This window comes from Hymenobacter sp., from assembly GCF_036387835.1.
In the GTDB taxonomy this organism is placed as follows: Bacteria; Bacteroidota; Bacteroidia; order Cytophagales; family Hymenobacteraceae; genus Hymenobacter.
Map to the genome: position 1 here is coordinate 126648 of NZ_DASVSY010000115.1, position 18195 is coordinate 144842.

Consider the following 18195-nt stretch of genomic DNA (forward strand, 5'->3'; position numbering starts at 1 on the left):
ATTTTTTGGTACAGGATGGCACTAAGCTAATCAGCTAACAACACGCAACCAACGCAGGCAATTAGCGCCTTGGTATATAGCAGTTTCCGTAGAAGCAAAAGGTTGGCTCGGCCAAGTTAATCTTGTGTGAACTGCACTCCTTCCTCTTCCTTTTAAGTTGCAGGATCAGACGTGCACCATCAGCCAGCAGCTAACAGGCCGCTGCTTTTGCTGGCGTACCCCTTCCCATGGGCGAGAACTCGGAAACAGAGTTTCGTGCTGTTTATCGCTGATAATGTGCTGTTTGTCGATGGCGCTTTGCAGCTGGGAGAATAAGCAGGCGGCAGTTGGCGAGAGCCGGTACTTTCGGAGCGTCATGCCCGGTGGGCCTGGCACCCCAACAATTCCTCTCTTTCCAACCTATGCGTTATGAGCACCAAAACTACCCACACCAAAGGCCTCGCAGGGGCAAGATCCCTGGTCTTCAAGCTACTGCTTTTCACTGGCCTGGCCACCCCGGTTTCCTCCTGCACCGACGACGATTCGGCTACCGTCGATCCGTCTCCCCCCACTTCATCTTATCGCGCCGATGTGGCTGTGGCGTGGCTGAACCTGCAGCTGCGGCTGGTGCGCACCACGCCCGTGGTGGCGACCAATACGCTTGGGCGGCCGTTTGGCTATGCCGGCATTGTGGGGTACGAGGCAGTAGTGCCGGGCATGCCGGGCTACAAGTCGTTGGCCGGGCAGCTGAACGGGTTGAGTGGCTTGCCCCTTGCTGGCCGGAGTGCCCTCTATAGCTGGCCGCTGAGCGCCAACGCGGCCCTGGCCGCCTTCAACCGTAGCCTGTTCGCCACTACCTCCGCCGCCAATTTAAGCGCCATCGACTCGCTGGAGGCGGCCACCAGGGCAATCTATCAGGTGGACCTGCCTCCCGGGGTTGGCACCCGGTCGGCGGAGTTTGGCCAGCAGGTAGCCGCGGCGGTGCTGACCTGGATGCAAACCGACGGCCACAACAACGCCACCGTGTATACCCCGCCCACTGGCCCCGGCAAGTGGGTACCCACAGCCCCGGCCTTCGCGCCTTCTTTCTTTCCGTTCTGGGGCAGCAACCGCCTTCTGGTGACCGGCAGCGGCGACAACGCCGACCCCGGCCCGCCGCCTGCCTACTCGGAAGCGGCTGGCTCACCCTTCTACCTGATGGCCCGCGAAGTAGCCGACATCTCGCAAACGCTCACGCCTGACCAACGTGCCATTGCTTTATTTTGGAATGACCAGCCCAACGGCCGCACTTTCACGCCGCACGGCCACTGGATGTCTATTCTAACCCAGACCCTGGCAAACGAGAATACAACCCTGGATAAAGCCCTGCTGGCCTACGCCAAAGTGGGTATCAGCATGAACGAAGCCACCATCAGCTGCTTTACTACCAAGTACACCCACTGCTTGCTACGCCCCATCACCTACATCCGCGGCCCGCTCGGCAACCCCACCTGGAACCCCCTGATACCAACCCCGCCCCACCCCGAATACAGCGCGGGCCACGCCACCGTATCCAGTGCCGCCGCCGAAGCCCTGACTCAGCTGTTCGGCGCCAATTACGCCTTTACCGACGCGAGCTACGTTCCCTTCGGCCTGAGTGCCCGCTCCTACACCTCGTTCGAGCAAGCAGGCGCCGAAGCAGCCCTATCTCGCTTGTATGGCGGCATTCACTACCGGAATTCTTGCGAGAAAGGCTTGGCGCAAGGCAAAAAAGTTGCCCAGAACGTCAACACTAAGCTTGATTTTGAATGATTGGGTGAAGGAACGGTCACCCTAGCGAGATGCTTCGGCTCCGGCTGCGCATCCTGGCTTGAGGCGCCACATGCTGAGCATGGCGGTTCTTTTCTCATCCAATTCCCTAATCATTCAACTACAACACCTCCTCGACCCGCGGACGAAACAGGCGCCCAATGGGAAGCTCCTGATTGGCTACTTCCACGTGCCGAGCACTGTAGGTTCTGATTTTATCGAGGGCCACAATGAAGGAGCGGTGAATGCGCAGGAAGTTGCTTTCCGATAGCTTTTCCTCCATGCCGTTGATAGTTTGCTTGACTACCAGTGGTGGCCCGGCCGCAGTATGAATTTTCACGTAGTCTTTCAGGCCCTCCACGTACAGAATGTCGCGTAGCACCACCTTCACCATTTTCCGGTCGATGCGGAAATATAGAAATGCATCGGGGTTTACGACGTGGGGAGCCTCTGACGGCGCGGCAGCCTCCACTTTGCTGACCTTGGCCACTGCTTTCAGAAACCGCTCCAACGACACAGGCTTGAGCAGATAATCGATGGCGTCGAGCTCAAACCCTTCGTAGGCATACTCGCGGTAGGCCGTAGTGAAGATAACTTGCGGCGGGTGGCGCAAGCTGCGCAGAAAATCGGTACCCAGCATTTTGGGCATCTTGATATCCAGAAACAGCAGGTCAACGGGCTGCTGCTGCAGGACCCCGAACGCCTGCAAAGCGTTTTCGCAGGTGCCCACCAATTCCAGATGCGCCACTTCACGCACGTAAGATTCCAGCACTTCCAGCGCCGGGGGTTCGTCGTCAACTAATAAGCACTGCAGTTTCATGGCATATCACGTGTCCGTGGTGGAAAACCGGGCCCGCAAGGGCTCGGCAATGGTCGTTGGGACGGTGGTAAGCGGGGGCGGCGAGGGCCGCAGGTGCAGAGCAACAAGAAAGCTATCAGGCTCCGACACGATTTTTAGCTCGTGCCGGCTGTCGTAGAGGCGGGCCAGGCGCTGCCGAATGCTACGCAGGCCGGTTCCTTCGTGCCAGTCAGCGCAAGTATCGAGCTGGCTATTAATTACTTTGAAGGTAAGCGAATTCGCCTTAGCTACCAAGTCTATGCTTATCCAGGCGCATTCCAGCTGCGGCTCCGTGCCATACCGAAATGCATTTTCCACGAAGGGCAGCAGCAGTAGCGGCGCAATGGCATGGTGCTCGAAGTTGCCACTGAAACTGAGCGATACCTCGACGCGGCCCTTCAGGCGCAACTGTTCCAGGGCTACATAATGCCGTATCATGGCCACCTCATCGGCGAGCGGCACCACGTCGCAGGCGCTTTCGTAGAGCATGTAGCGCAGCAGCTCCGCCAGGTGCAGCACCGCCCCCGGCGACTCCGCCGACTTTTGCGTGGTGAGTTTGTGCAGCGTGCGGAGCGTATCGAACAGGAACGTGGGCTGTAGTTGGGCCTTGAGCAGTTCCAGCTCGGTTTGCAGCTTGCGCTGAAGCAGTTCCTGTTGGTGTTGGCGCTGCTCGTACCAGCCGTTCATTACCTTGATGGCACTGGCCGCGCCCGCCGTTATAATGAGCACCCACCACGTGTAACTCAAATACGTTAAATCGGTCCAATCGTAAACCCAGCTTGGCATAACCCCAAACACGTTGGGGACTATCACTAAATCGTAGAACGAACGGGTTAGATTGGTGAGCACCACGGTGGCTAGTAGCCAGCCGGCCAGCAGCACCAGAAACAAGGGCAACTGTTTCTGGCGCATCAACCGGGGCAGCACCCCGTACAGCAGTGGGTAGATGGCGAGCAACGAGGCGGGCAGCTGATTGAAAAACAATCCGCCCACGTACAGGTCGGTTCCGATGGCGAAATGAGCCGGTAGCTGCATCAGAAAGTTGGTGCCCAGCGTGGCCGCCCAAAATAACCCGTGCCGCATCAGCCGGGGGCGGGGCCAGGCGCTCATGCGCGGAGCGGCCCGGCTACGGGTCGCGCTGAGTGCCACGTATGGATTTGACTTTTTTGCGGGAGTGGTCCTGCCGAAGCTGGCCATTGGGTGAGTGGTGGGGCCGCAACCGGGGCCAGCTCCAGCTTGAGCTGCACGGTGAACGTTTCGTCGGTGGCTTCGATGGCAAGGTGATGCCGCTGCGGATACAGCAGGCGCAGCCGTTGGCGCACATTGCGCAGGCCAATACCAGTGTGCGGCGTCGGGGTCGGCGCATCGTCGCTTTTGCTGTTCTCGATGACGCAGGTGCAGGTGCTGCCCTGCACGGCCAGCGCCACCCGAATCCGGGCCTGGCCCAGCAACTCGGCCGGACCATGCTTGAAGGCATTTTCTACCAATGGCAGCAGCAGCAGCGGCGCAATACCCACCATGGCCGGAATACCCTCGGCCTCGAACTCCAGCGTAAGCCGGCTCCCGTAGCGTAGCTGCTCGAGAGCCATATAGTTGCGGAGCAGGGCCACCTCGTCGGGCAGGGCCACCAGCGAAGTGTTGCCCTGCGCCACCACAAACTGCAGCAGGCCCATTAGGCGCTCCACCACCACTGGCGCCTCGTCTGAGTGGCGGAGCGTGAGGGCGTAAAGGTTGTTGAGCGTGTTGAAGAGGAAATGCGGGTGTACCTGCGCCCGCAGCAGTTGCAGCTCGGCCGACGTATTTTCCTGCATCAGCCGGGCATTGTCGAGGCCTTTCAGCCGCCACTGCCGGTACAGCTGCAGACAGGCCGCCGCCCCGGCCGTGAGCAATAGCGGCAGATGTGAGCCGGTAGCAAACACCACGTTGTACTCGGCAAACGTAGAAGGAAAGCCCGAGTGCGAAGGCAGCAGAACCCAGGCCCGGTACGTGAAGTTGAGGACCAGGGCCAGCCAGAACCACAAGGCCAACAAACTTAGAAAGCGTACCCGCTGCTGATCGAGCCAAAGCCGGGGCAGCACCCCATAGAGCAGCGAATACGTAATGACCAGCCGCAAGGGCAGCAGCAATAGCACATTGAGCAGGATGCCTTGCCAGCCTATATTCAACTGCAGTTGGAAACCAAGAAACCAAGTGACCCAGGCTGTATCTACGAGCCAGAACAGCCCGTGCCGCAGCCACCAGTGCTGGTCTAGCGCCCGTAAGACCGGCGCCCATACCCGTTTTCCTGTTTGTGCCATGCTGGTATAGCCGAATAAGCGTCCGTGAATATACCAATCCGCACAAGGATAAGACGCTCACAATCTGCTTTGTAGACCAACTACCAGCCAACGTCGACCAACGACTTCGCCGGCAGTTAGTCGCCGCCAGTCGGCCGTATTGCGGCCCGCAGCGGCCACCGGGCGAATAGGCAAGCAAGGGCTGAGAGCGGCAACCATATTTGGGCATAGCAACGGCAAGCAGGGCTCCAAGCCGGCCGAACAGAAGCCCGCGCATTCCTCACCGCTTACCCTAACTCTGCATGAAAAATGTTGCCTCTCTGCTCGTGTGTCTACTCCCGCTCTGCGCCTGTGACAAGAAAGAGGAAGCCGCCCCGCAAGCCACGCCCGAATTTGCCACTCCAGCCGATGCCCGGGCTTATTTCGACGACCTGGACGCGCAGCAAATGCGCGCCATGGTAAGCCGGGACTCTGCGTTTTTCGCCCGGCACTACGCTCCTTCCTACTACAACTGCACGCCCTACGGCGAGCTCAACAACAAAGCCGCCGAAATCCAGACGCTGCTGCACGGACCCTGGGTTACAGTGGAGCACATAGCCCCTCAGTTCGACATTTTCGCGTACTCCGGCAACATGGCCTCGCTCACCGGCACCAAGCGCATCAAAATTCGCACCCCGGCCGGCGAGTCGTTTATCTACGTGCGCCGCCTCGCTGTTTTTCAGAAAATCGATGGGCAGTGGCAGGCCATTTCCGGCCAGGGCACCCTGGTGCAAACCCGCTTCGTGGGCCAGTAACGGCGGCCCCGGCAGCTCGGTCCGCGCTGCAAAACGAGCAACAGGGAAAACCGATGCCGCAACCTAGGGAAACCACCGGTTTTCGCCCGTCAGTTTTCGCTTCCAGAAGCCCTTCTGCAACCACCGCAGCCCGGACGGATTTTCAGCTTAAAATTCAGATGGCGCTCAAATCCACTGTCTATCACATGTATATGTGTTGGTGCCGGTGCCCGCAAGCAGTAAATTTATTACTCTGACCTACCCCAACTTCTCACTTCTTTATTGTCAAGCCATGAAATCTTCCCTCCTTTTTCGTCTGCTCACTTTCTCGCTTTTCCTCTTGATTTCCTCGCCCACCTGGGCCCAGACGCCACCGGCCGCACCTACTTTGCCCGGCTACTGGAATCTGGAAACCAACCTGACCACCCGCAACTACACCATCGTGCGCTTCTACAACCACCAGGATCAGCTGGTCTACGAAGAGCAGCTCGACAATCTGTGCCTCGATCTTGGCAAAGGCAATGGTCGTTGCCGCCGGACCACCCGGCAACTCAATACGGCGCTGCAACGGGTGTTGCGCAACCCGTCGACCACCACTGAGGCCACTCTGCTGGCTGCCGAGCTTGGAGGCAACCGCCGCGTACAGCGCCTGTATGCAGTACGCTAATAGCCCGCTATTGCAGGGAGTAGCACCAAGTTTGCCTTACCGCTTACAAGCCGACTTACGCAATGTGCAAGATGGGGCCGCGGCTTGCAGCCTATTTAAGATGCAGTTTCTCCAGGGCTTGGCAAGTTCGTTGGAGTTGATGGCAGAGGAACCGTGCTGCTTGTTGCGCAGCCTCCGGCTTGGTAGCTGAACTTTCCAGCTTTTGAATAGCCGCCCCACCACCTGCTATGCGCAGCAACAGCACCGATGGCTTCACACTGTGGGCCAGTTGGCCAACAGTACGCCGGTCGTTGGCGGCCAAGGCTTGCTGCAGCGCTTGTATAGCGGCCGGCGTTTCCCGCACAAACACCTCCAGCATCCGCTCCACAAAGCGCGGGTTGCCATTAGCCGACTCTTCCAGAAAACTCAGGTCGTAGAGCTCGGCAGTATCGGCCGCTGGTGGCGCAGCCAGAGGGGCGGGCGGCAGCTGGGTTCCGTTTAGCACGCTTACTATGGTCTGGTAGAGGTGCTGCTCCTCGAACGGCTTGATCAAGCAGGCATTCATACCGACCGCCAGGTACCGCTCCTGGTCTTGGCGCAGCGCATTAGCGGTCAGGGCAATGATGGGAATAGTAGCCCGGCGCGGGTCGGGGTGCCGCCGTATGATCTTTGTTACTTCCACGCCGCTCATACCAGGCATCTGAATGTCCATGAGTACCACGTCGTACAGCTGCTCATTAAACAGCTCCAGGGCTTCGGGGCCGTTGCTGGCACAATCTATTTCCACACCTCGGGGCTGCAGCATCAGGGTGGAAATGCGCTGGTTGATGCGGTTGTCTTCGGCCAGCAGCACGCGTAGTTGAGCTAGTGCGGGCTGTTCGGCGGTTTTTAGCTCGCGGGCCGGGGTGGCCGGGGTACGGGCCAAGGTAGCAGTAAACGAGAACGTACTGCCTTGGCCAGGGGCGCTTTCGACGAGGAGCGTGCCGCCCATCAGCTGCACCAAATGCTGGCTGATCGACAAGCCCAGCCCCGACCCGCCAAACCGGCGAGTGGTATCGGTGCTGGCCTGGGTGAAAATCTCGAAAATCTGCTGCTGCTTATCGGCTGGAATGCCAATGCCGGTATCGCGCACCCAAAACCGGATGGTTAAATTTTCGGGCGTATCATGGAGCACGTCGCCGCCGAGCGTAACACTGCCGTACTCCGTGAACTTGATGGCGTTGCTGAGCAGGTTGAGCAGCACTTGGTTGAGCCGGTGCGAATCGCCGAGCACGAAGGGCGGCGCAATCGGCAGCGGCGCCACCGACAAGTACAGGCCTTTTTCCTCGGCCAGGTAGGTCATGGCCTGCACTGCCCCCTGCACCGACGCCCACAGGTCGAAGGCCGCGTGTTCGAGCTCGAGCTGCCCCGCCGTAATCTTGGCCATGTCCAGCACGTCGTTCACCACGGCCAATAGGTGCTGCCCCGACTGGTTGATGGTGTCGAGCAGCTCGCGCTGCTGCGGATTAAGCCCGGTTTTGGTGAGCAAGGCCGCCATGCCGAGCACCCCGTTGAGCGGCGTTCGGATTTCGTGGCTCATGCTGGCCAGGAAATTGTCTTTGGCGCGGGCGCTTTCCTCTACTTCGCGCTTGGCCTGGCGCAACGCCCGCTCGTTCAGCACGCTTTCCGTGATGTCGTAGGCCGAGGCCACTACGTAGGCCAGCCGGCCTTCCTCTTTCACTTGGTAGTTGTTGTACTGCAGGTAGCGCTTTTCGCCTCTCAGGGTCACCAGCGCCATGATGCTGCGCTGCCCTGGCTGCAGGGCAAACCCGGCTAAGTACTCCTGCAGCTCCCGGTGGTATTCGGCGGGCACCACTTCGCGCAGGCTTCCACCTACCAGCCGGTGGGCTGGCAGGCCCATCAAGCGCTCAATAGCCGGGTTCACCGACAGCATATTACCTTCCAAGTCGTGCGTACAAATCAAGGCCTGGGAGTAATGCACCAAGTCCCGGTACTTTTTCTCGCTGATTTCCAGCTGCTGACGCGCCAATTTGATGTCCGTGATGTCGGTAGCAACGGTGAGGACGTTCAACGACCCGTCGCTGCGCACAAAAGGCCGCTTCATAGCCTGCAGCCAACGCCCCTCGCCATCCGCCATCGTGAATGCCGTAACGTAGTTGAAATCCTGGCGGGTATTTAGCACATAAGCGTGGCTCTCGTCGACGCGCTTTATTTTCTGCCTGATAACAGAATCTTCCGCTTCCTCCACAAGGCCATTAATCACATCAATGTGGCGAATGCGCTTGGCAAAGTTGTCGAAGGTCTTGTTGCTAAATACGAGGGCATTGGCTTCGTCCCGCACGTAAATGAGGGTGGGGCTGGTGTCAATTACCTGCCGAGTGAATTCCTGCTGTTCGGTTAGTTGGCGCCGGGTAAGCTCTTGGTCGGTTACGTTCTGCAGAATAACCAGCACGGCCTGCGCACCTGGTAGCGCCACTAGCCGCGCCGCGTGAAAGGATACCCCACTGCTGGTCGTCAGCTCGAACGCACAGGCCTCAGGGTGGCCCGTGGTGCGCACCTGCTCGAGGCATGGTGCCAGGTACTGCCGGGCCGACTCGGGCAGCAAATGCTCCAACGAAGTCCCGGTTGATTTTTCCTCCGGCAACAGCAAAGGTGTATCGCCCTGCTTGACATCCCGCACCAGCCCATTGGCATCCACCACCAGAATGGTGTCGGGCAGGGCCGCAAACAGGGCCCGCAGGCGTTCTTCGGCTTTGTAGCGCTGCGTAATGTCGGTACCGTAGCCAATCAGCATTCGGGTCTGGCCCTCTTGGCCCCGAATGGCGTGCAGGTGGCGCAGCGTGTAGCGCATGTCGCCGTTGGGGAGTTGAAACGACTCTTCCCATGCTGCTTTGCCTTCCGTTTCGGCTTGGTCGAGCAACTGCTGGCGACGAACCGCTATTTCTGGGTTGCGGTTGCGATACGCTACATACTCGGCATCAGTCTTGCCAATCAGCCAGGCGCGTATCCTAGGGTCGACTATTGACTTGGCATTCACGTAGCGGTAGCGATGATCAGGACTGTACACGGCCGCTTCCCCAGGTAGAAAGTCGAGGATAGTTTCGTAGAAATCCCGCTGCTCGTTGAGGCGGCGCGCGTTTTTCTTGCGCTCGGTTACGTCGCGAAAGCAGATCAGACGGCTACTGAGCGTAGCTTGGCCGCTCCCGATCGGAATATAATCAATCTGAATAGTACGACCGTCGCGCAACAGCATTTCGGTGCAAATAGCGCTGCTTACGGATGCCCACGCTTCGTGAACCCAGGTAGTGAATACCAGTGGGTCTTGCATCAAGGCCTGTACGGCAGGCACTATATCGGCCGAGGTTTTGCCAAGCCAGTGGCTGGCCGGACTTGCCAGACCCAGCAGCGCGCACGTTTGCTCGTTGATGAGGCTGATGATGCCCTGATCGTTGTATAGTAGCACGCCTTCCGGCAGGAAATCAGCCAGAGTGGCCAAGTGTTGCTCGGCCGTAGTTGTGGCTGCCCGCGCTGCCTGCAACTCCTGCTCTAATTCCTGAATGCGCTGTTCGTGATAAGTCATTCGTGCGTTGATGTTCAAGGTATTCTACCATGAAAACGTAACAGTAAAGGTACCGGATTCTTATCCTACGTTTAATAGACAAAGTTGTATCTGTAGGCCTTTTACCTAAATGGGAAGATGCACAAAGAAATTCTTAGCTGAACAATAAAGAATGTGATTTTTACGCTACAACCTTCGCTGCGATTTGCGTTGTAGCTACTTTTAGTGGCTTGACTAGGTACAAAAGCAAGCCGCCCTCTTTCCCAATAAGAGAAAGAGGGCGGCCAATAAATGAAGGAGGAACAACTTATTTTTTTACGGAGTATTCGCTATTCAAATATTTAAGCACCTGCGGCGTGATATCGAGGTCTTTGCGACCGTAGGCAATGGTACCACTCGGGGCAGCAATCAGAATCAGGCGGTAGCCGTTGGCTTTGCCATACTTCTCGATTTGCTTGTTGAGGCGCTCCAACACGCTTTGGGTCATTTTCGCCTCTTCTTCCTGGGCCTGCTGCTGGAGCTTCTGCTGCCCCGCCCCTACTTGCTGCTGTTGGGCCTGGAGTTTCTGCTCGGTGGCAGCCCGCTGCTCGGCGGTCAGGCTCTCGGCTTGTTTCTGATATTGCTGCACAGCCGTCTGAAAACCGCGTACCATCGTTTGGTTCTGGGCTTCCCAGCGCTTGGCTTTCACTTCGAAGGCTTTGCGAGCGTCCTGCATGCCTTTGTAGCCGTCGAGGAGCTTACTTGATTCCACGTAGGCTACCTTGTCGGTATCGGCCACGGCGGCTAGGTCGTCGGTGTTGGTGGTGGCCACGGAGCTACCGGAGTCGGTGGATTGAGCGGCTACAACGGGAGTTTTGCGGGTGGGAGCAGCGGCAGGTTTGTTGGCGAAGTGCAGATAAAACAGCACCGCCACGGCAATAACCAGCACTGCGTTCAGGGCCAGTTGGAAAGAATTTTTCATGCGCAAATCAAGAGAGAAACAAAAAACAGCTGGTGTTCAAGAAACCAATGCCAGCAAACAATTGCTCAAAGAAAAGGAAAAACCCGCGGCTGCGCCTTACGCTGGAGCAGGACAAGGGTCGGCTTGGGCAAGACAACCAGCCTGCTCACCTGCTACTGCGCTTCCTCCTCGTCTGCTTCCGGATCGTCGGTATCAACTTCCAGGGGCTTACCTGGTTTTTCCTCGAAAGGCGGGGCCAAGTCGCTACGGCTAGGGGAAGCATCTAAGCGGCCCACATGTACCAGCGCATCGCCCTGATTGACAACGGGCATGTAGTTGACGCCAATAATGTAGCCTGCCACCGGCGACTCCAGCCGCACGGCCTTTTCGCCGTAGGGGTCGGCCACGGAACCGTATACCTGCCCTTTCTCGATGTAGTCGCCGTTGTGAACAAAGCTGCGAAAGAGCCCGGCATACTTGGCCCGGAGCCAGCTAGAGCGCATACACACTACGCTTGGGCGCTCGGGCGGTGTCGCCTCAGCCACCATTCCCAGGTGGTGCAAAAGCCGGAAGGCACCCGCAATAGCCAGCTCAATACCAAGCTCATCAAGCCGCAACGACTCCCCGGTTTCATACACGATGATGCGCCGGCCTTGCTGCATAGCGGCTTCGCGCAAAGAGCCGGGCCGCAGCGGAGCATTCAGCGTGAAGGGCGCACCAAAAGCGGCGGCCAGGGCATCCGTCTCTGGGTCTTCGTGCAGCAGGCATCGGATCTGGGACATGTTGGAGCGTGCCGCGCCGCCGGTATGAAAATCGATGCCGTAATCAATCAGCGGCATGATTTCGCGCATGAAGCGGTGGGCAACCCGGCTCGCCAGAGAGCCGCGGGGGTTGCCGGGGAAGCTCCGGTTCACGTCTTTGCCATCGGGCACCTCACGGCTGAAATTCAGAAAGCCGTAGATATTGAGGATGGGAATGGCAATAATGCTGCCCCGCAGCGGCCGCAGCAAGTCGCGCCGAACTAGGCGGCGGATGGTTTCGATGCCGTTTACCTCGTCGCCGTGCATGCCGGCCAGCAGCAGCACCGTCGGGCCAGGCTTGTGCGAGCGAAACACATGCACCGGAATATCGATAACGGTACCCGAAGGAAGCCGCGAAATAACCAGCCGCGTCTGCACGTCCTCGCCGGGCCTGATAACCAGGCCGTTGAGCAGCATATCTTCGGAGCGGGCAACTGGAGTCAAAGTTTTTTGGCTACGAGCCGCAAGCTGCAAGCCACAAGCATAAGCTGCTGTTCAACAGAGGGCTTATAGCTTGTGGCTTGCAGCTTGCGGCTTACACTGATTACCGGGGCATGTCGGGCTGGTTGTCGGGTAGGGCGGCCAGGGCGGTTTTGGACTTGGCCTTCGATTTCTTTTTCTGGACTATTTCGGCCGTGTACTCGATGATCTTGCCAGCTATATCGAGGCCGGTGGCTTTTTCGATGCCTTCCAGCCCAGGCGACGAATTCACTTCCAGCACCAAAGGGCCCCGCTTGCTTTGCAGCATATCCACGCCCGCAATGCCGAGGCCCAGAGATTTGGCGGCCAGCAGGGCGGCAGCTTTTTCGGCGCGGGTTAGCTTCACCAGCACGCCGGTGCCGCCGCGGTGCAGGTTCGAGCGGAACTCGCCTTCCTTGCCTTGCCGCTTCATGGCGCCCACCACTTCCCCGTTCACCACGAAGGCCCGGAGGTCGGCGCCTTTGCTTTCGGCAATGAATTCCTGCACAATAATGCGGGCCTTGAGGTTGTGGAAGGCTTCGATAACGGATTGGGCAGCCTTGGCGCTTTCGGCCAGCACTACGCCCAGGCCCTGGGTGCCTTCGAGGAGCTTGATGATGACGGGTGCCCCGCCTACCTGCTCGATCATCTCGGCCACCTCATCGGAATAGTTGGTGAAGGCCGTTTTGGGCATACCTACACCGGCGCGAGCCAGAATCTGCATAGAGCGGAGCTTGTCGCGGCTGCGCACGATGGCCTGGCTCTCAACGGCGGTACGCACCTTCATCATCTCGAACTGCCGCACTACGGCGCAGCCGTAAAACGTGACGGAAGCGCCAATCCGCGGGATAATGGCATCAATACCCGTCAGGCGGTGGCCCTGGTAAATGATGTCGGGCTTGCCTTTTTCAAGCACCAGGTTGCAGTGTAAATGATCAACCACCACGGCTTCGTGGCCGCGCTGCGCAGCGGCTTCCACAAGGCGGGTAGTGGAATATAGCTTGGGCTCACGCGACAGAATCGCCAGTTTCATCGGAAAAAAGATAGAGTAGTTTAAAGCGAAGGCGCACGAAGGGCCTACGAACCCGCAAGTAACGAAATAAGCACGGCCGTTTAGGAGCGCGACGCTTTGGCCGCAACCTGGGCGCGATACGACATATTGCGCCGCGCCACATCAACCACGAAGTGCCCGTGCCGCAGCAGGCGCCGGCCTAGCAGCACGGGGTACTTCATATCGGATCGGTCTGATAAAGAAAATTCGGTGTCGAAATCCTCCCCAAATATCCGCAGCGCCGCCTGAATGACATAGCGTTCCTGCATTTCTCCGTTGGAACTCTTGATGTTGCGGAGCGAAAACTCCGGAAATTCCATCACCGTGCCATCGAAGTTAGGATGAGAAGGATCTAGAAGCAGCACGCGCAGGCGCGGCTGCCTGTCGGGCCCGGTTACCACCTGGATATCCGAGCAATGAATCGAACTGGTGTAGGCCCCGGTATCTACCTTGGCTTCCACGCCCCAAAGCTGAAACTTAGGAAAATCCACCAGTTCCAGCCGCCCCAAGATACGCTTCGGAACCCGCTGTTTTTTCATGACCTCAATGTAAACGGGAAGTTCCACTCCGCAGGCATCAACAACGGCAGAAAATTACTTGAACAGCAAGTACTGCGGTGCTTGCCCCGCGAAGTGGAACTTCACGCTACTGGCCGTTTAGCCCTTGTAGCTGATCCGGTACACGGCGTCGTTCTGGTCGTCGGAAACCAACATCGAGCCGTCGGGCAGCACGAGCAGGCAAACCGGCCGTCCCCACGACTTCTGGCCCTGCAGCCAGCCTTCGGCGAAGGTTTCGTAGCTCTTGGCTTGCTTACCGGATGCGTCGAGGCGCACCAGGGAGATGCGGTAGCCGAGCTTGCTGCTGCGGTTCCAGGAGCCGTGCTCGGGAATGAAAATCTGGTTGCGGTAGGTGGCCGGGAATTTCTTGCCGGTATAAAACTTCATGCCAAGCGCCGCTACGTGCGGGCCAAGCTTGCGAGCGGGCTTGGTGTACGTATCGGCTGAGCGGCCTTTGCTGAACTCGGGGTCGGGCACGTCGCCGGCAAAGAAGTACGGAAAGCCGAAGTGCAAGCCGGCGTTAGGCGCCCGGTTCAACTCGTCGGAGGGCAAGTTGTCGCCGAGCATGTCGCGGCCGTTGTCGGTGAACCATAAGGCTTTGTCTACGGGGCTCCAGTCGAAACCAACTGTATTACGCACGCCTTGCGCGTAGATTTCCAGGCCAGTACCATCCGGATTCATCCGGGTGATGGTACCAATAACGGGCTCGGAAGGAATGCAGGTGTTGCAAGGAGCGCCTACCGGTACGTAGAGCTTGCCATCGGGGCCAAAAGAAATGTAGCGGTAGCCGTGCCACTCATTGTTGAGCAGCTGGTCGAACACCACAACCGGCTTGGGCGGCTGCTTAAGCTTTTGAGCAATGTTGTCGTAGCGAATGATTCGGTGAATCTCTCCTACATACAACGAGCCATTGCGGATAGCCACCCCATTGGGACCGTTCAGGCCGTTGGCGATAGTAATTACTTCGTCGGCTTTGCCGTCTTTGTTACGGTCGGGCAGGCCGTACACTTTGCCGCCGTCGCGGCTGCCTACGTACACCGTGCCATCGGGCCCGACGGCCAGTTCACGGGCACTTTTCACGTTTTGCGCGAAGTACGTGATGGTAAAGCCAGCGGGCAATTTGATTTTGCTCAGATTGGCATCCGGGGCCGCCGTGGGCCGGTCGGGCGTGGAGGAAACAAGGGCCAGCGGTGCCAGAAACAGAAGGGGAAGCAGTCGGTGTGTCTTCATACAGCCACAAACTACTGATAAGCCCGCAAAGTTGCGGTGTATCTTCAATGAACAACGAATAATGCGGTGTATTTTCAATGAACAACGAATAATTAGGAATAAGGAGTGAGAAACAAGCCGTGCCATCACACAAGATGCTTCGCCTAAGGCTGCGCAGACGCTAGATGAAGCACGACGGGCACATTGCTTACTCCTTGTTTTTAATTCCTTGTTCTCTTAACTAGCTTTTCGTATTCGCGCTCTGATTGTTGTTGTTCTCCAAAGCCGGCGTACACTCTGATGCCTTGCAGTACCAACCCTATTCCCCAGAAAGCACCTGCCCATATGGGCCACGGCATGGGGCGCGCCTCCTGCCCCGTGAGGCCCCAGATAACCCAGAGCACGGCATTCACCAGAACGTAGGTAGACAGGTGCGACTTGAATTTAGCGCGGTCCTTTGCCATACGCCAGAGTTGCGGGTCACGATTAGAAGTTTCCATGGCAGGGAGTGTTATAGTTGATTGATGATCAAACGTATAACATCGGCCCGACCGAAACCAAAATACCTTACTCAAGCGGTATAATACAGGGCTGAAGCTTAGAAAATGGCTACTCAACCGCAGCCCGTATGCTGCCGCGCGCGTATGCCAATCACCTACCCCGTCTCCTATGCCTACCTCCTCCCCTACCGCCGCCAACTGGCGCGCCGAAGCGAAATCGTTCGGCCGTATCCTGCTCTACCGCGGCGACATCACCCGCGTCGACACCGACGCTATAGTGAATGCCGCCAATTCCAGCCTGCTCGGGGGCGGTGGTGTCGATGGAGCCATTCACCGGGCAGGCGGCCCCGAAATTCTGGAAGCTTGCCGCCGCTTGCGAGCCGGCCACTACGGCAAGGGCTTGCCAACGGGCCAGGCGGTTATCACCACTGCGGGCCGGCTGCCCGCCCAGCACGTTATTCATACGGTAGGGCCGGTCTGGAACGGTGGGCACCAGCAAGAGCCCGAGCTACTAGCCAACTGCTACCGCAACAGTCTGCAGCTAGCAACTGAAAATCAGCTTCGCAGCCTTGCCTTCTCCAGCATCAGCACCGGCGTGTATGGCTATCCGAAAGCAGAAGCTACTATGATTGCCGTACGCGAAGTCCGAGCGTTTCTGGAGTTGCACGAGTTGCCAGAGGAAGTGGTTTTCGTGACGTTTGACGAGGCTAGCTTCCAGTTGTATGAGCAAGAATTAGAGCAGATATAAAAGTGTGTTTACAGGTAAAAATCAATACATTACACGTAGATAAAACCATGCCCTAAGTAGTCAACGACATCCTTCCATCCCCCAAAAGGAAAAGTGTTATGGCACTTTCAACTACCCACCCAGCCCCCACCAGCCACAGAAGTAAAAACAGTTCCAGCAATCCGGTTTGGATGGATGCGCTGCGCATTCTGCTAGGCTTGTTTCTGTTCGTTAAGGGCGTCGCGTTTTTAAGCAAATCCAGCGACGTGTATTACCTGCTCAGCCAGCAGCAAAGCTTAGGGCAACTCAGTAAAGCGTCTGTTTTCTTTAGTGTCGTGCACATGCTTGGTGGGGCAATGATTGCCTTTGGAGCCCTAACTCGGCTCGCGCTTCTGTGCCAAATACCCATTGTACTAGGCGCCGCGCTAGTTGTCAATCCGCAGCGCGGCTTCAACATCGACAACAAGGAGCTTTGGCTGTCCTTGCTCGTGCTCGGCCTGCTCTTGTTCTTCATGATCAAGGGCCCAGGCCGACATTCCATCGACAACAAGGTGTTCCGCAGCCAGCCGGACCCGTTGTAAGCGCCCAGGCGCTACAGCCTCACCGCCGGGTGCCGCCGCAGATAGGCGGCTACGTTGTAGATAAGCCCGGCGTGGCCTGCTTCCAGCAGAATGGTTTCGGCGCCTTGCAGTAAGGCGATGAACCGCTGCAACCCGGCGTGCGGAATCACTTGGTCGTGGCGGCCGAGGAAAAAGGTAACGGGCGTAGGCCGTCGATTCAACAACTCCGCCAGCTTCTGCAAACTGAATGTCAGCAGCCGGAAGCCCACCCAGCTCCGATACACGCGCAGCCGCTTTTCCCGGCTTTCCAATTGCCATTCGGCAAAGCGCACCAAGTTAGCCGGCACCAGGCGGCGCTGTTCCAGGGTGCTCAGAAACTGCAACAACCGTTGCGGCCGCAGCACCGCCCGGCCCAGCACACCCCGCATCCACGGCGGATACGTAGCCAGCGAGTACCAGAACTGCCGCTGCAACCCATCGGGCGCAATCAACCACACGTGCTGCACCCGATCCGGGAAGCTCTCGACGGCCGTGAGGGCAAACTTGGCCCCCATGCTAAAGGCCAGCAAGCTGAAATCTGCAATGTGGTTGCTTGTCAGGAACTCGTTCAGCAACTCGCTTAAACGCTTTTTAGTGAGCGGAGCGTCGGCTTTAGCTAACCGGCTGCGGCCGTGGTAGAATAGGTCGAAAGCATATACCGTCACCTCCGGGCCTAGCTCCCCGATGAGCGTGCGCCAGTGTCCCTCGCCTTGCCCGTAGCCATGAAACGCCAGAATCACGCGCGGCCCGGAGCCGTAGGTTCGGTAGTACAGCGAGGTTTTCATTTACCAGTTACCGTTTATCAGTAAGGGCAAACGGTTCTTCTCGCTTTTGGATGCTACGCTCCTGCTTGTTACTTGTTAAGTGCTGGTTGTTAAATGATAAATGTTAAATGAGCCTAGAGACACCGCCCGAGACAATAAATTTCATGACTTCACTGCTTGGCAAATCCAAGTAGGTGATGTTGGCGGCGGGCATCAGCACCAGTTCGCCGGAAAAGTTGTAGGAGTGCGGGAAATACACGGCCAGCAGCTCCTCCCGGTTGATGGCCAGCATGGCGTCCTGCGTCACGAACCCCATCTTGTAGACTTCGTCTTGCGCGTTCATGCGGGCCAGCACGGGGCAGTTGAACTTTTGGTTGTCGCCCACGAAGGCGTCGAACAGGTCTTTGAGGCTGGAATAAATGATGCTGACCAGGGGCGTGCGGTGCAAAACCCGCTCGGCAATAACCAGAAACGGCCGCACCATAAACGACTTCGCCACGAAGCCAACCAGGGTTACTACCACCACGGCCCCCAACAGCCCGAGCCCTGGCACCCCGTAGTTCGGAAACAGGTTGTCGAGCCAGTGAAACACGGCGTACAGGATGTACCCCGTCAGGCCAATAGGCGCAACAATAAGAAAGCCGTTAAGAAAGTAGTTGAAATATTTACGCATGAGGCGAAGGTAGCAGAAGGTGAAATAGTGAGATGGTGAGATGGTGAGTTTGATGTT

Annotated in this window: 17 protein-coding genes; 5 read left to right on the top strand and 12 right to left on the bottom strand. The window is 57.9% G+C overall.

Annotated features, from left to right (window positions below):
* Window positions 1-408 precede the first annotated feature (408 nt).
* Window positions 409-1770 carry a vanadium-dependent haloperoxidase gene (locus VF639_RS22845; RefSeq protein ID WP_331148271.1) on the top strand — a complete coding sequence of 454 codons (1362 nt, stop codon included), beginning with the start codon at window positions 409-411 and terminating at the stop codon, window positions 1768-1770.
* A gap of 118 nt (window positions 1771-1888) precedes the next feature.
* Here the strand turns inward: VF639_RS22845 and VF639_RS22850 are convergent, their stop codons facing one another.
* The 3 genes from VF639_RS22850 to VF639_RS22860 are packed head-to-tail and all read right to left on the bottom strand — an operon-like array spanning window position 1889 to window position 4902.
* The gene (locus VF639_RS22850) at window positions 1889-2587 is read right to left on the bottom strand and encodes a LytR/AlgR family response regulator transcription factor (protein WP_331148272.1); all 699 of its coding nucleotides are present in this window, start codon (window positions 2585-2587) and stop codon (window positions 1889-1891) included.
* 6 nt (window positions 2588-2593) lie between these two features.
* The gene (locus VF639_RS22855; protein ID WP_331148273.1) at window positions 2594-3715 is read right to left on the bottom strand and encodes a sensor histidine kinase; all 1122 of its coding nucleotides are present in this window, start codon (window positions 3713-3715) and stop codon (window positions 2594-2596) included.
* On the bottom strand, window positions 3712-4902 hold the full coding sequence (locus VF639_RS22860; RefSeq protein ID WP_331148274.1) for a sensor histidine kinase: 1191 nt from the start codon (window positions 4900-4902) through the stop codon (window positions 3712-3714). Before VF639_RS22860 ends, VF639_RS22855 begins: the two co-directional genes overlap by 4 nt.
* A 281-nt stretch (window positions 4903-5183) precedes the next feature.
* Between VF639_RS22860 and VF639_RS22865 the strand changes: the two genes are divergently transcribed.
* Window positions 5184-5675 carry a nuclear transport factor 2 family protein gene (locus VF639_RS22865; RefSeq protein WP_331148275.1) on the top strand — a complete coding sequence of 164 codons (492 nt, stop codon included), beginning with the start codon at window positions 5184-5186 and terminating at the stop codon, window positions 5673-5675.
* 271 nt (window positions 5676-5946) lie between these two features.
* Complete coding sequence (locus VF639_RS22870; protein ID WP_331148276.1) at window positions 5947-6321, top strand: hypothetical protein; 375 nt, start codon at window positions 5947-5949, stop codon at window positions 6319-6321.
* A 91-nt stretch (window positions 6322-6412) separates the two neighbouring features.
* Here the strand turns inward: VF639_RS22870 and VF639_RS22875 are convergent, their stop codons facing one another.
* From VF639_RS22875 to VF639_RS22905, 7 genes are all read right to left on the bottom strand, one after another.
* Window positions 6413-9880: a PAS domain S-box protein gene (locus VF639_RS22875; protein WP_331148277.1), complete on the bottom strand. Its 3468-nt coding sequence runs from the start codon at window positions 9878-9880 to the stop codon at window positions 6413-6415.
* 286 nt (window positions 9881-10166) lie between these two features.
* Window positions 10167-10820 (bottom strand): OmpH/Skp family outer membrane protein, encoded by a 654-nt coding sequence (locus VF639_RS22880; RefSeq protein ID WP_331148278.1) that lies wholly within the window; start codon window positions 10818-10820, stop codon window positions 10167-10169.
* 152 nt (window positions 10821-10972) lie between these two features.
* A complete protein-coding gene (locus tag VF639_RS22885; protein WP_331148279.1) occupies window positions 10973-12043 on the bottom strand; it encodes a succinylglutamate desuccinylase/aspartoacylase family protein in 1071 nt (356 codons plus the stop codon).
* A 100-nt stretch (window positions 12044-12143) separates the two neighbouring features.
* A complete protein-coding gene (gene rimK / locus VF639_RS22890) occupies window positions 12144-13091 on the bottom strand; it encodes a 30S ribosomal protein S6--L-glutamate ligase (protein WP_331148280.1) in 948 nt (315 codons plus the stop codon).
* 80 nt (window positions 13092-13171) lie between these two features.
* On the bottom strand, window positions 13172-13648 hold the full coding sequence (locus VF639_RS22895; protein WP_331148281.1) for an ATP-dependent zinc protease family protein: 477 nt from the start codon (window positions 13646-13648) through the stop codon (window positions 13172-13174).
* Between the two features lie 117 nt (window positions 13649-13765).
* Window positions 13766-14896 (bottom strand): PQQ-dependent sugar dehydrogenase, encoded by a 1131-nt coding sequence (locus tag VF639_RS22900; protein WP_331148282.1) that lies wholly within the window; start codon window positions 14894-14896, stop codon window positions 13766-13768.
* A 200-nt stretch (window positions 14897-15096) separates the two neighbouring features.
* Complete coding sequence (locus VF639_RS22905) at window positions 15097-15375, bottom strand: 2TM domain-containing protein (RefSeq protein ID WP_331148283.1); 279 nt, start codon at window positions 15373-15375, stop codon at window positions 15097-15099.
* Window positions 15376-15544: 169 nt separating this feature from the next.
* Between VF639_RS22905 and VF639_RS22910 the strand changes: the two genes are divergently transcribed.
* Window positions 15545-16123 (top strand): O-acetyl-ADP-ribose deacetylase, encoded by a 579-nt coding sequence (locus VF639_RS22910; RefSeq protein ID WP_331148284.1) that lies wholly within the window; start codon window positions 15545-15547, stop codon window positions 16121-16123.
* A 98-nt stretch (window positions 16124-16221) separates the two neighbouring features.
* A complete protein-coding gene (locus tag VF639_RS22915) occupies window positions 16222-16683 on the top strand; it encodes a DoxX family protein (protein WP_331148285.1) in 462 nt (153 codons plus the stop codon).
* Window positions 16684-16694: 11 nt separating this feature from the next.
* On the opposite strand, the gene VF639_RS22920 is transcribed toward VF639_RS22915, so the two are convergent.
* Together VF639_RS22920 and VF639_RS22925 are read right to left on the bottom strand one after the other, a co-directional pair.
* A complete protein-coding gene (locus VF639_RS22920) occupies window positions 16695-17486 on the bottom strand; it encodes an alpha/beta fold hydrolase (protein WP_331148286.1) in 792 nt (263 codons plus the stop codon).
* A 103-nt stretch (window positions 17487-17589) separates the two neighbouring features.
* On the bottom strand, window positions 17590-18138 hold the full coding sequence (locus VF639_RS22925; RefSeq protein ID WP_331148287.1) for a DUF502 domain-containing protein: 549 nt from the start codon (window positions 18136-18138) through the stop codon (window positions 17590-17592).
* Window positions 18139-18195 lie beyond the last annotated feature (57 nt).

What these genes read in the sequence shown, in the direction of transcription:
- VF639_RS22845 (WP_331148271.1), top strand. Translation starts at nt 409, where the DNA reads ATGAGCACCAAAACTACCCACACCAAAGGCCTCGCAGGGGCAAGATCC.
- VF639_RS22850 (WP_331148272.1), bottom strand. Translation starts at nt 2,587, where the DNA reads ATGAAACTGCAGTGCTTATTAGTTGACGACGAACCCCCGGCGCTGGAA.
- VF639_RS22855 (WP_331148273.1), bottom strand. Translation starts at nt 3,715, where the DNA reads ATGAGCGCCTGGCCCCGCCCCCGGCTGATGCGGCACGGGTTATTTTGG.
- VF639_RS22860 (WP_331148274.1), bottom strand. Translation starts at nt 4,902, where the DNA reads ATGGCACAAACAGGAAAACGGGTATGGGCGCCGGTCTTACGGGCGCTA.
- VF639_RS22865 (WP_331148275.1), top strand. Translation starts at nt 5,184, where the DNA reads ATGAAAAATGTTGCCTCTCTGCTCGTGTGTCTACTCCCGCTCTGCGCC.
- VF639_RS22870 (WP_331148276.1), top strand. Translation starts at nt 5,947, where the DNA reads ATGAAATCTTCCCTCCTTTTTCGTCTGCTCACTTTCTCGCTTTTCCTC.
- VF639_RS22875 (WP_331148277.1), bottom strand. Translation starts at nt 9,880, where the DNA reads ATGACTTATCACGAACAGCGCATTCAGGAATTAGAGCAGGAGTTGCAG.
- VF639_RS22880 (WP_331148278.1), bottom strand. Translation starts at nt 10,820, where the DNA reads ATGAAAAATTCTTTCCAACTGGCCCTGAACGCAGTGCTGGTTATTGCC.
- rimK (WP_331148280.1), bottom strand. Translation starts at nt 13,091, where the DNA reads ATGAAACTGGCGATTCTGTCGCGTGAGCCCAAGCTATATTCCACTACC.
- VF639_RS22895 (WP_331148281.1), bottom strand. Translation starts at nt 13,648, where the DNA reads ATGAAAAAACAGCGGGTTCCGAAGCGTATCTTGGGGCGGCTGGAACTG.
- VF639_RS22900 (WP_331148282.1), bottom strand. Translation starts at nt 14,896, where the DNA reads ATGAAGACACACCGACTGCTTCCCCTTCTGTTTCTGGCACCGCTGGCC.
- VF639_RS22905 (WP_331148283.1), bottom strand. Translation starts at nt 15,375, where the DNA reads ATGGAAACTTCTAATCGTGACCCGCAACTCTGGCGTATGGCAAAGGAC.
- VF639_RS22910 (WP_331148284.1), top strand. Translation starts at nt 15,545, where the DNA reads ATGCCTACCTCCTCCCCTACCGCCGCCAACTGGCGCGCCGAAGCGAAA.
- VF639_RS22915 (WP_331148285.1), top strand. Translation starts at nt 16,222, where the DNA reads ATGGCACTTTCAACTACCCACCCAGCCCCCACCAGCCACAGAAGTAAA.
- VF639_RS22920 (WP_331148286.1), bottom strand. Translation starts at nt 17,486, where the DNA reads ATGAAAACCTCGCTGTACTACCGAACCTACGGCTCCGGGCCGCGCGTG.
- VF639_RS22925 (WP_331148287.1), bottom strand. Translation starts at nt 18,138, where the DNA reads ATGCGTAAATATTTCAACTACTTTCTTAACGGCTTTCTTATTGTTGCG.